This window comes from Hoeflea marina, assembly GCF_003182275.1.
Lineage (GTDB): Bacteria > Pseudomonadota > Alphaproteobacteria > Rhizobiales > Rhizobiaceae > Hoeflea > Hoeflea marina.
In genome coordinates this window covers 608236-619181 of the sequence record NZ_QGTR01000003.1, presented here as the reverse complement: position 1 = coordinate 619181, position 10946 = coordinate 608236, and the positions used below count along the sequence as shown (strand labels likewise).

Annotated in this window: 13 protein-coding genes and 1 tRNA gene; 7 read left to right on the top strand and 7 right to left on the bottom strand. The window is 66.1% G+C overall.

Going from position 1 to position 10946, the window contains the following annotated elements; translation table 11 throughout:
- Positions 1 to 30: 30 nt before the first annotated feature.
- Positions 31 to 1029: a TRAP transporter substrate-binding protein DctP gene (gene dctP / locus DFR52_RS14140; RefSeq protein WP_425351185.1), complete on the bottom strand. Its 999-nt coding sequence runs from the start codon at positions 1027 to 1029 to the stop codon at positions 31 to 33.
- A 146-nt stretch (positions 1030 to 1175) separates the two neighbouring features.
- On the opposite strand from dctP, the gene DFR52_RS14135 reads away from it, so the two are divergent.
- On the top strand, positions 1176 to 1844 hold the full coding sequence (locus DFR52_RS14135; RefSeq protein ID WP_110032596.1) for a GntR family transcriptional regulator: 669 nt from the start codon (positions 1176 to 1178) through the stop codon (positions 1842 to 1844).
- A 138-nt stretch (positions 1845 to 1982) separates the two neighbouring features.
- On the opposite strand, the gene DFR52_RS24520 is transcribed toward DFR52_RS14135, so the two are convergent.
- The 4 genes from DFR52_RS24520 to DFR52_RS14120 form a co-directional block, all read right to left on the bottom strand.
- Entirely contained in the window at positions 1983 to 2138 is a 156-nt protein-coding gene (locus tag DFR52_RS24520; protein ID WP_158284967.1) for a type II toxin-antitoxin system RelE/ParE family toxin, read from the bottom strand.
- Between the two features lie 200 nt (positions 2139 to 2338).
- A complete protein-coding gene (locus DFR52_RS14130) occupies positions 2339 to 2611 on the bottom strand; it encodes a type II toxin-antitoxin system ParD family antitoxin (RefSeq protein WP_110032595.1) in 273 nt (90 codons plus the stop codon).
- 229 nt (positions 2612 to 2840) lie between these two features.
- A tRNA-Ala gene (locus DFR52_RS14125) sits at positions 2841 to 2916 on the bottom strand.
- A 152-nt stretch (positions 2917 to 3068) separates the two neighbouring features.
- The gene (locus tag DFR52_RS14120) at positions 3069 to 3518 is read right to left on the bottom strand and encodes a TIGR02300 family protein (RefSeq protein ID WP_110032594.1); all 450 of its coding nucleotides are present in this window, start codon (positions 3516 to 3518) and stop codon (positions 3069 to 3071) included.
- Positions 3519 to 3735: 217 nt separating this feature from the next.
- Here DFR52_RS14120 and aroA point away from each other — a divergent pair, with 217 nt between their 5' ends.
- The 5 genes from aroA (at position 3736) to rpsA (ending at position 8990) form a co-directional block, all read left to right on the top strand.
- On the top strand, positions 3736 to 5094 hold the full coding sequence (gene aroA, locus DFR52_RS14115) for a 3-phosphoshikimate 1-carboxyvinyltransferase (RefSeq protein ID WP_110032593.1): 1359 nt from the start codon (positions 3736 to 3738) through the stop codon (positions 5092 to 5094).
- Positions 5095 to 5123: 29 nt separating this feature from the next.
- Entirely contained in the window at positions 5124 to 5828 is a 705-nt protein-coding gene (locus DFR52_RS14110; RefSeq protein WP_110032592.1) for an SDR family oxidoreductase, read from the top strand.
- A 20-nt stretch (positions 5829 to 5848) separates the two neighbouring features.
- The gene (locus tag DFR52_RS14105; RefSeq protein WP_110032591.1) at positions 5849 to 6499 is read left to right on the top strand and encodes a DsbA family protein; all 651 of its coding nucleotides are present in this window, start codon (positions 5849 to 5851) and stop codon (positions 6497 to 6499) included.
- On the top strand, positions 6496 to 7149 hold the full coding sequence (cmk, locus tag DFR52_RS14100) for a (d)CMP kinase (RefSeq protein WP_110032590.1): 654 nt from the start codon (positions 6496 to 6498) through the stop codon (positions 7147 to 7149). Before DFR52_RS14105 ends, cmk begins: the two co-directional genes overlap by 4 nt.
- A 131-nt stretch (positions 7150 to 7280) precedes the next feature.
- On the top strand, positions 7281 to 8990 hold the full coding sequence (gene rpsA / locus DFR52_RS14095) for a 30S ribosomal protein S1 (RefSeq protein WP_110032589.1): 1710 nt from the start codon (positions 7281 to 7283) through the stop codon (positions 8988 to 8990).
- A gap of 86 nt (positions 8991 to 9076) precedes the next feature.
- Here the strand turns inward: rpsA and DFR52_RS24515 are convergent, their stop codons facing one another.
- On the bottom strand, positions 9077 to 9220 hold the full coding sequence (locus DFR52_RS24515) for a hypothetical protein (protein WP_158284966.1): 144 nt from the start codon (positions 9218 to 9220) through the stop codon (positions 9077 to 9079).
- A 158-nt stretch (positions 9221 to 9378) separates the two neighbouring features.
- On the opposite strand from DFR52_RS24515, the gene DFR52_RS14090 reads away from it, so the two are divergent.
- Positions 9379 to 10269 carry a LysR substrate-binding domain-containing protein gene (locus DFR52_RS14090; RefSeq protein ID WP_110032588.1) on the top strand — a complete coding sequence of 297 codons (891 nt, stop codon included), beginning with the start codon at positions 9379 to 9381 and terminating at the stop codon, positions 10267 to 10269.
- A 37-nt stretch (positions 10270 to 10306) separates the two neighbouring features.
- Here the strand turns inward: DFR52_RS14090 and DFR52_RS14085 are convergent, their stop codons facing one another.
- Positions 10307 to 10930 (bottom strand): ribonuclease D, encoded by a 624-nt coding sequence (locus tag DFR52_RS14085; protein WP_110032587.1) that lies wholly within the window; start codon positions 10928 to 10930, stop codon positions 10307 to 10309.
- Positions 10931 to 10946 lie beyond the last annotated feature (16 nt).

Sequence of the window (10946 nt, the reverse complement as noted above, 5' to 3'; positions counted from 1 at the left end):
GGGGAGGGCGGATCCCCCGGGGTCGGTTGATCACTCGACGGCGAGCGCGTCGTCGATGAGCTTCTGGCCGCCGTCCACCTTCTCGGCGAACTCCTTGTAGGCGGTCTCCTTGGCGATCTTGAGCCAGGCGTCGTAGTCGTCCTTCGACATCGACGTGATCTCGACGCCGGCCTTCTTGAAGATCTCGACCATCTCGTTGTCGAGGCCGGCGGCCTTGGAGTCGAAATACTCCTCCGCCTTCTGCCCCGCGGCCATCACCGCGGCCTGCTGCTCCGGCGTCAGCCGGTCATAGGTCTCCTTCGAGATCAGCATCGGCTCGTACATGAACCACAGCGCGTTCTCACCCGGCTCGGTCAGGCACTTGACCTGCTCGTAGAGCCGGTAGGAGACGAACGAGCCCGACGAGGTGTTGGTGGCGTCGAGCACGCCGGTCTGCATGCCGGTGTAGATTTCCGAGGACGCCATCGACGAGATCGACGCGCCGGCGCCGACCAGCATCTGCTCGAAGGCCGGACCCGCGGCGCGGGTGACCTGGCCCTTGATCGTGTCGGGAGAGGTGATGCAGTTCTTCTTCGAGGCAAATGCGCCGCCGAGCCAGGCATCGGCAATGACGATGGCGCCGCTGTCGGTCACCAGCTTCTTGATCTCGTCCATGAAGGGGGAATCATTGAGCCGCTTGGCGCGGTCGTGGTTGCGCACCAGGCCCGGCATCAGCGTGGCCGAGAACTGCGGCACCCGGCCGGAGGCGTAGTCGAGCGGGAACGAGGTGATGTCGAGCTGGCCCTTGGTCAGCGCGCCCCACTGGTCCTTGGCCTTGAACAGCGACTGGTTGGGATAGACCTGGACGTCGAGCCCGACATTGGCGGCGGCCAGTTCCTTGGCGAAGACCTGCACCATTTCGTCGCGGGCGTCGCCCTTGCCGCCCGGAAACTGGTGCGATGCCTTCAGGGTCTCGGCCTGCGCCAGACCGGTGAAGGCGATGGATGCGGCAAGCACGCTTGCGAGCGCAGAAAGTCGTGTCGTCATCATGGTTTCCTCCCGGATGATTGGTCATGGAAGGACTCCTCCAGCCCTGCCACTTCGGCAATCGGACCATTTTATGGATGCAATGTCAAATCTCTTGTATACAAAAAGAATGAATTTGCATTCTCGCACGGATCGGCCATGATGGTTTTATGGGCACACGCATTGCAGACCGCGTTCGCGAACAGATCGAGCAGATGATCGTCACCGGCGAGTTCGCCGACGGCGAGCGGCTCGACGAGGTCAAGCTCGCCGAGCAGTTCGGCGTCTCGCGCACGCCGCTGCGCGAGGCCTTCCAGTCGCTGGCGGCCTCCGGGCTGCTGACCCTCGAGGCGCGCCGCGGCGCCTTCATCCGCCATCCCGACTTCGTCGAGCTGGTCGAGATGTTCGAGGTCATGGCCGAACTCGAGGCGATGTGCGGTTTCCGGGCGGCGCGGCGGGTCACCGAGCGGCAGATGACCGACATCGGCCTGACCATCGATGCCTGCGAGGCGGCGATCGCCGCGGGCGATTCCGACGAGTACTACCGGGAAAACGAAAAATTCCACCATCTGCTCTACGAGGCCAGCGGCAACCGCTTCCTGGCCCGCGAGGCGGCCCGGCTGCACAAGCGGCTCAAGCCCTACCGGCGCATGCAGCTGCGCGTCAACGGCCGCATGCCGCAGTCCATGCGCGAGCACCGGGCCGTCTTCGCCGCCCTCGAACGCTCCGATTCCAAGGCCGCGGCGGCCACGCTGCGCCTGCATGTCGCCATCCAGGGCGAGCGCTTCAACGATCTGATGGCGAGCTACCGCCAGATGGGCGCCCGCAAGGCCGGCTGAGCGCCGGCCGAGTCAGTCCGCCCGGTCGTGCCCGGCCGCGGTCAGTCGGGTGAGCCAGGTCCGACATCTAGATCGTGCATCTGAGCCCCCGGCACCGGCGCTTCCGCGAAAACCCGGCCTTTTCACGAATCCATTGCATCACAGATCATCCTCCCAATTCTGCCCGCCATAGAACAGCCGGAGAACAGTCACGGTTTGATCTGAGACCATGAAGGCGATGGTGACGCACCTTTCAAAGCCGATGACGCGCAGACCTGCCCGAATGTCATCACGGGCCTGACCGCGCTCGGACATCAGGTCGAAACCGCTGCAGTAGCGTTCGATTCGTTCGATATAGGTGATGGCGACATCAGCGCTCGCCTTGGCGCTGATGCACTCCTAATGCATATCGCCCGAAAGTGTGCAGCGGTTTCGGGACCACGACATGCATAAACAAAGACCCGAAGCCCATAGATCCGCGCGCGCTTCCGGCGCAAAGACGATGTCCCGCTCTTTCACCCGGCGCCTTTTTCCTTCAGCGCGTGTCGTGCGCGGATGTCATCAAAAACAGACCTTGCCGGAATGCCGCGCGACGGGTCGGCACGCATGGCATCATAGGAGGAAGCAACCTCATGGCGCAGCCAGTCTTCAATGGCGCGGTCACGCTCCTGCAGGGCGCGAAGTCCCGCGCGAACAACCTCGCTTGCCGAGGCGTAGTCTCCCGACTTGACTTTCTGATCGATATAGCTGGCATGCTCATCGGGAAGGCTGATTGTTCGCTTGTCCATGATCGCTCCTCATCCCGCAGGATGACACATTGTATGATTTATTCATACCATATTGTCGCGGGGCATGGGGAGCTTTACTTCAGCATCATCGTCTCAGGGTCATGCAACAGCTGAAAGCCTGGCAATTGCCCCCTTCGGAAACGTGTGCTGAAGCCGACGCAACGGCCAGCGGGGTGCCCACGGCGTGCGGCAGACGGCGTCGATTCGGCGGCAGGATCGGGAAGGTGGTTGGTGGAGCCAAGCGGGATCGAACCGCTGACCTCCTGCATGCCATGCAGGCGCTCTCCCAGCTGAGCTATGGCCCCGTACCAGCGGGCACACCCGAAGGTGGGCCCCGTCAGACTGCCGATCCCCTGGGCGGGGTGGGCAGGTGCGGCTTCTTACGTCTCAAGCCGCACAAGATCAAGATCAAAATGAATGAGGGGCGACAAAGTTTTGTCGCGCCGCCCCGCAGGCCTCACTGATCGTCGTCGTCGTCATTGACGCCGATGATGTCGCTGACATCGTCGTCGTCATCATCGTCGTCGTCGGCGAGGAACGTGTCGTCGTCGTCGTCGTCGATTTCCACATCGTCGTCATCGTCGTCGAGATCCGGAACGTCGTCGTTCTTGGCCTTCTTGGTGACCTTCGAGCCGACGGTCGTGTCCTCGTCGGCTTCGTCGAGCGAGACGATTTCCACATCCGGCGATTCGACGTCGACTTCCTCGACGTCTTCTTCGACCTCTTCCTCGTCTTCTTCCTTTTCCTTCTCCTTGGCTTTCACCTTGGCGGCAATCGTTTCCTCAAAGTAGGACAACGGGTAGGATTTGCCGGTGAAGGGCGAGACGATCGGATCACGGTTGAGATCGTAGAATTTGCGCCCGGTTTCCGGGCATACACGCTTAGTTCCAAGTTCCGGTTTTACCACTGTCGAAGCCTCTTGAACTGTATGGATGCAGGGCACTCCGGTGCCCGACCTTCCATTTGGCAAGTCCGGTCCCCATAATCATCTTGTGCCGGTCTGTCAAAGCCAATCTCGCCCATAATTTGTTTGCCGCAGGATGACGCCGTCCCGGGCCTGTGTTAGGCAGGCGCCCGGAGCGGGCCGGATCGGGCCCGGCATGCGTGACAACCGGATTTGGTAGATGAGCCACACAGAGACCGCCCCGACCCCCGCCACCGCCCGCCGGAGCTCCGCGCTCTCGGGCGATATCCGCATTCCCGGCGACAAGTCGATCTCGCATCGCTCCTTCATGTTCGGCGGGCTCGCCTCCGGCGAAACCCGCATCACCGGCCTGCTTGAGGGCGAGGACGTCATCAACACCGGCCGCGCCATGCAGGCCATGGGCGCCTCGATCCGCAAGGACGGCGACACCTGGATCATCCAGGGCACCGGCAATGGCTGCCTGCTGGCGCCTGAGGCGCCGCTGGACTTCGGCAATGCCGGCACCGGCTGCCGGCTGACCATGGGTCTCGTCGGCGTCTATGATTTCCCGTCCACCTTCATCGGCGACGCCTCGCTGTCGCGGCGGCCGATGGGGCGCGTGCTCGATCCGCTCAGGCTGATGGGCGTGCAGGTGACGTCCGAGCCGGGCGACCGGCTGCCGGTGACCCTGCGCGGCCCGGCCATTCCCACGCCGATCAGCTACCGGGTGCCGATGCCCTCGGCCCAGGTCAAGTCCGCCGTGCTGCTGGCCGGCCTCAACACGCCGGGCGTCACCACCGTGATCGAGCCGGTGATGACGCGCGACCACACCGAAAAGATGCTCGCCGGCTTCGGCGCCGATCTCACGGTGGAGACCGACGCCGCCGGCGTCCGCACCATCCGGCTCGAGGGCCGTGGCCGGCTCACCGGCCAGGTCATCGACGTGCCGGGCGACCCGTCCTCCACCGCCTTTCCGCTGGTCGCGGCCCTCTTGGTGCCCGGCTCCGACGTCACCATCCGCAACGTGCTGATGAACCCGACCCGCACCGGCCTGATCCTGACGCTGCGCGAGATGGGCGCCGACATCGAGATCCTCGACCCCCGGCTCGCCGGCGGCGAGGATGTCGCCGACCTGCGCGTGCGCGCCTCCGAGCTCACCGGCGTGACCGTGCCCGCCGAGCGCGCGCCCTCGATGATCGACGAATATCCGGTGCTCGCCGTCGCCGCCTGCTTTGCCCGCGGCGAGACGGTGATGACCGGGCTCGACGAATTGCGGGTCAAGGAATCCGACCGTCTGGCGGCCGTCGCCCGTGGCCTCGAACTCAACGGCGCCGACTGCACCGAAGGCCCCGACTGGCTCTCGGTGCGCGGCCGGCCCGACGGCAGGGGGCTCGGCAACCCGTCCCCGGACGCCCGCGTGGTCACCTGGCTCGATCACCGCATCGCCATGAGCTTTCTGGTCATGGGCCTGGCGAGCGAGCACCCGGTCACGGTTGACGACGCTGCCATCATCGCGACAAGCTTTCCGGAATTCATGCAGCTGATGGCCGGCCTCGGCGCCGACATTCAGCAGAGCTAGACTGTGCCTGCAACAACGGGAGAAAGCCGATGAGTGCGATCAGGGTGGCGATGATTGTCGGAGGCGGCAGCGGCATCGGCGCGGCGGCGGCGCGCAAGCTGGCGGAAAACGGCCATGCGGTGGCGATCCTGTCGTCCTCGGGCAGGGGCGAGGAACTGGCGCTTGAACTCGGCGGTCTCGGCTTCACCGGCTCCAACCGCTCGACTGAGGATCTCAAGGCGTTCACCGACCAGGTGATGGAGCGCTTCGGCCGCATCGACGTGCTGGTCAACGGCGCCGGCCACGGCCCGAAGGGCGACGTGCTGGAGATCGCCGACGAGGACTGGTATCTCGGCATGGAGTTCTACCTGCTCAACGTCATCCGCGCCGCCCGCCTGGTCACGCCCATCATGCAGGCGCAGAAATCCGGCTCCATCGTCAACATCTCGACCTACGCCACCTTCGAGCCGGAAGCGTTGTTCCCCACCTCGGGCGTCTTCCGCGCCGGGCTGGCCGCCTTCACCAAATTGTTTGCCGACCGGTACGCCGCCGACAATGTGCGCATGAACAATGTCCTGCCCGGCTTCATCGATTCGCTGCCGGAGAAGGAAGACCGTCGCGCCCGCATCCCCATGGGCCGCTATGGCACCGTCGAGGAGGTGGCCGAGCTGATCCTGTTCCTGGCGTCCGAGAAATCCGGCTACATGACCGGCCAGAATCTGCGCGTCGACGGCGGCATCACGCGCTCGGTGTGAGCGGCGCAACGGAGACGGCGATGGGCACCGAGATCACATTCCATTACGACATCCTCTCGCCCTTTGCCCATGTGGCGCTGGCGCGGCTGGACGAACTGCCCGCCGGCTGCGTGATCGTGCCGCGGCCGGTGCTGCTCGGTGCGCTCTTGTCGCACTGGGGCCAGCGCGGCCCGGCGGAGATCGCGCCCAAGCGGCTGCACACCTACCGCATCGCGGCCTTTCTCGGCGAGCGGCACGGCCTGGCGATGCGGTTTCCGCCGCGCCATCCGTTCAATCCGCTGGCCGGCCTGCGCATCCTCGCCGGCGCCAATGGCGGCGCCGGGGCGGATCTGGCGATGGTGCGCCGCGCCTTCGATTTCGTCTTCCGGCAGGGCCGCGCGCCCGACAATGCGCTCGACCTCGAGGCCTTCGCCGCGGCCGTCGGCGCGCCGGCGGAGCTCGCCGGCGACGATGCCGCCAAGGCCGCGCTCCGGCGCTCGACCGAGGAGGCGATCTCCCTCGGCGTCTTCGGCGTGCCGAGCTTCGTGGTCGACACCGCGTCGGGTCCCGAGCTGTTCTGGGGCGTTGACGCCTTCGACATGCTCAAGGCCTTTCTCGCCGATCGCGAGATGTTCTCGCGCGAGCCTTTTGCGCATCTCGGCGGCATCGAAGTCGGCGTGGAGCGCAAGTGAGCCCGGCCGTCCCGGTCCCCGTTCCCGTCATCGCCATCGATGGTCCCGCGGCCGCCGGCAAGGGCACGCTCGCCCGGCGCCTGGCCGAGCTTTACGGCTTTCACCATCTCGACACCGGGCTCACCTACCGGGCGACCGCCAGGGCGCTGATCGACCGCGGCCTGCCGCTCGACGACGAGGCTTTGGCAGCCGAGGTGGCCGCCGGCCTCGATCTCGGCCGGCTTGACCGCGCCGTGCTCTCGGACCACGCCATCGGCGAGGCCGCCTCGCAGGTGGCGGTGATGCCCAAGGTGCGCCGGGCGCTGGTCGAGGCGCAGCGCCGCTTTGCGCTGACCCCGCCGGGCACCGTGCTCGACGGCCGCGACATCGGCACCGTCGTCTGCCCCGATGCGCCACTCAAGCTCTACGTCACCGCCAGCCCGGAGGTCCGCGCCCGCCGGCGCTGCGACGAGATCCGCGCCGGCGGCGGCGAGGCCGATTTCGACCGCATCCTCGCCGACATCCGGCTGCGCGACGCCCGCGACTCGGGCCGCGCCGATTCACCGCTCCGTCCCGCTGACGATGCGCACTTGCTTGACACGAGCGAAATGGGTATAGAGGCCGCGTTCGAGACGGCCCGCAGACTTGTGGATGCCGCTCTGGGTCTTTGACCAAGCCGGATATCTGTCACTGCGCCAGACCCGCCCGCCGCTCCCTTGAGAGACCGGGCAGACAGGAATTCGGTCCGATTAACACCAACCGGGCGCATTCAGCCGCTGATCAAGCGGTTCCAGGAGTTTTTATGGTAGAAGCAGTATCCATGAAGGATGATTTCGCATCCCTCTTCGCAGAATCTTTGGCGACAAATGATCTGGGCGAAGGGTACGTTGCCAAGGGCATCGTCATCGCCATCGAAAAGGACGTTGCCATCATCGACGTCGGCCTCAAGGTCGAAGGTCGCGTGCCGCTGAAGGAATTCGGCGTCAAGGGCAAGGACGGCGTGCTGAAGGTCGGCGACGAAGTCGAAGTCTATGTCGAGCGCATCGAGAATGCCCTGGGTGAAGCCGTTCTGTCGCGCGAGAAGGCTCGCCGCGAGGAAAGCTGGGTTCGCCTGGAAGTCAAGTTCAATGCCCAGGAACGCGTTGAAGGCGTCATCTTCAACCAGGTCAAGGGTGGCTTTACCGTCGATCTCGACGGCGCCGTGGCCTTCCTGCCGCGCAGCCAGGTCGACATCCGCCCGATCCGCGACGTCTCGCCGCTCATGCACATCCCGCAGCCCTTCGAAATCCTCAAGATGGACAAGCGCCGCGGCAACATCGTCGTCTCGCGCCGCACCGTGCTCGAAGAGAGCCGCGCCGAACAGCGCTCGGAAATCGTCCAGAACCTTGAAGAAGGCCAGACGGTCGAAGGCATGGTCAAGAACATCACCGATTACGGTGCGTTCGTTGATCTCGGCGGCATCGACGGCCTGCTGCACGTCACCGACATGGCCTGGCGCCGCGTCAACCACCCCTCCGAGATCCTGTCGATCGGTCAGTCCGTCAAGGTGCAGATCATCCGCATCAACCAGGAAACCCATCGCATCTCGCTGGGCATGAAGCAGCTCGAGAGCGATCCCTGGGATGGCATCGGCGTCAAGTACCCGTCCGGCAAGCGCATCACCGGCACCGTGACCAACATCACCGACTACGGCGCATTCGTCGAGCTGGAGCCGGGCATCGAAGGCCTCATCCACGTCTCGGAAATGTCCTGGACCAAGAAGAACGTGCATCCCGGCAAGATCCTGTCGACGACGCAGGAAGTCGACGTCGTCGTGCTCGAGGTCGACCCCAACAAGCGCCGCATTTCGCTCGGCCTCAAGCAGACGCTCGAGAATCCGTGGGAAGTGTTTGCCCAGACCCATCCGTCGGGCACCGAAGTCGAAGGCGAAGTCAAGAACAAGACCGAGTTCGGCCTGTTCATCGGCCTCGACGGCGATGTCGACGGCATGGTTCACCTCTCCGACCTCGACTGGAACCGTCCGGGCGAACAGGTCATCGAGGAGTTCAACAAGGGCGACATGGTCAAGGCCGTGGTTCTTGACGTCGATGTCGACAAGGAACGCATCTCGCTCGGCATCAAGCAGCTCGGCAAGGATTCGGGCGGCGACGCCGGTGCTGCCTCGGGCGAACTGCGCAAGAACGCGATCGTCTCGGCCAAGGTCACCGCGATCACCGACGGCGGCATCGAGGTCGCCCTGGTCGATCACGAGGGGATGGATTCCTTCATCCGCCGCTCCGACCTGTCGCGCGACCGTGACGAGCAGCGCCCCGAGCGCTTCTCGGTCGGCCAGCTTGTTGACGCCCGCGTCACCAACTACTCGCGCAAGGACCGCAAGGTGACGCTGTCGATCAAGGCGCTGGAAATCGCCGAAGAGAAGCAGGCCGTGGCCCAGTTCGGCTCGTCCGACTCGGGCGCGTCGCTCGGCGACATCCTGGGCGCCGCGCTCAAGAAGCAGAACAGCGAAGACTGATCCCCGATCGGTTTGCCGCAGACATCAGCCCGCCGGAGCGATCCGGCGGGCTTTTTCGTGCGGCGTGCAGGCAGGCGCGGCGGGCCTCAGGGATCGAGCCCGATGTCGCGCCGGACATGGCGGGAGAGATCGCGCAGATCCGCGTGCGTCGCGCGGACGCGGCGGCGGGCCTGCAGTTCGCGCCAGAGTGCGGCGGCGAAGCGGCCGAGCCGGCTGAGCGGTCCCGTCACAGCGGCGCGACCGTGATCGGGAGCGCCCCGGCATGGCGGGGACGGGGAGAGGAGGGGCGGTGACAGGCGTGTGCTCTGGGTCATGGACGCAAATCTGGCGTGGAAAGCCGTTGAAGACCAACCGAATGGCGGGTAGTATGCATAAGGAGTCCTGATGCATGACCCAGTCCCGCCTGCCGCCGCTTGCCACCATCCGCGTCTTCGAGGCCGCCGCCCGTCATCTCAGCTTCACCCGCGCCGCAGCCGAGCTCGGCATGACCCAGGCGGCGGTGAGCTACCAGATCCGGGTGCTGGAGGAGCGGGTCGGCCAGCCGCTGTTCCTGCGCCGGCCGCGGCAGGTCTCGCTGACGCCGGCGGGCGCCCGGCTGGCGCCGCAGCTGAGCGAGGCCTTCGGCCGGCTGGGGGCTGCCTTCGACGAACTCTCCGATGACATCGCCGGCACGCTTCTCGTCAACACCGTGCAGACCTTCGCCTCCCACTGGCTGGCCTCGCGCATCGGCCATTTCCAGCTCTCCAACCCGGCGCTCGCCATCCGGCTCGAATCCGCCTCGGAGCTGATCGATTTTCGCCGCCACCAGGCCGACGTCGCCATCCGCTCGGGCCGCGGCGACTGGCCCGGCCTGATCTCGCACCGGCTGTTCGAGCTCACCTTCACGCCGATGCTGAGCCCGGCGCTGGCTGAGACGATCGGCGGCCTCGCCACGCCGGCCGACATCCTGCGGCTGCCGATCATCGATGCGACCGATCCGTGGTGGAGGATCTGGTTTTCGGCCGCCGGGCTCGACCCGAAGCTGCTCGACGGCCGCGTCGCCAGCCAGATGGGGGCGCAGGCGGTGGAGGCGCAGGTGGCCATCGCCGGCACCGGGGTGGCGATGCTCACTCCCGAGTTTCACCGGGAGGAGCTGGCGCGCGGCCGGCTGCTGCAGCCCTTCGACATTGTCGGCCGCTCGGGCGGCGCCTACTGGCTGGTCTATCCGGAGGGACGCCGCAACCTGCCGCGGATCAGGCGCTTCCGCGACTGGATCCTGGCCGAGGCCGGACGGGCCTGAGGCGCGCCTCGGCCAGCGGCGCGCCGGGGCCTTGCCTTCAGCTGTGGGCGAAGATGTCGGTGTCGTCCCAGCCGAGAAGGTCGAGCTTGGCGCGCGTCGGCAGGAAGGCGAAGCAGGCCTCGGCATGGTCGAGCCGCCCGTCGCGGTTGAGCCGCTCGGTCAGCTTGCGGGCAAGCGCATGCAGGTGCAGCACGTCGGAGGCGGCATAGTCGAGCTGCGCCGGCGTCAGTTCCTCGGCCGCCCAGTCCGACGACTGCTGCTGCTTGGACAGGTCGATCTCGAGCATCTCCTTCGTCAGGTCCTTGAGGCCGTGGCGGTCGGTGTAGGTGCGTGAGAGCCGCGAGGCGATCTTGGTGCAGAACACCGGCCGGCAGGTCACGCCGAAGCTCTGGAACAGCACGGCGATGTCGAAGCGGCCGTAATGGAACAGCTTGCGCCGGCTGTCGTCGGCAAGCAGCGCCACAAGGTTGGGGGCGCTGGTCTGGCCGGCGGCGATCTGGATGACGTCGGCCGATCCGTCGCCCGGCGACAATTGCACCACGCACAGCCGGTCGCGCCGCGGCACCAGCCCCAGCGTCTCGGTGTCGATGGCGATGTCGGAGGTGTAGCGGGCGGCGTCCGCGGCGGAAATGTCACCCTTGTGCAGCCGGATCTTCGTCATGGTGGCGGTCCTGTTG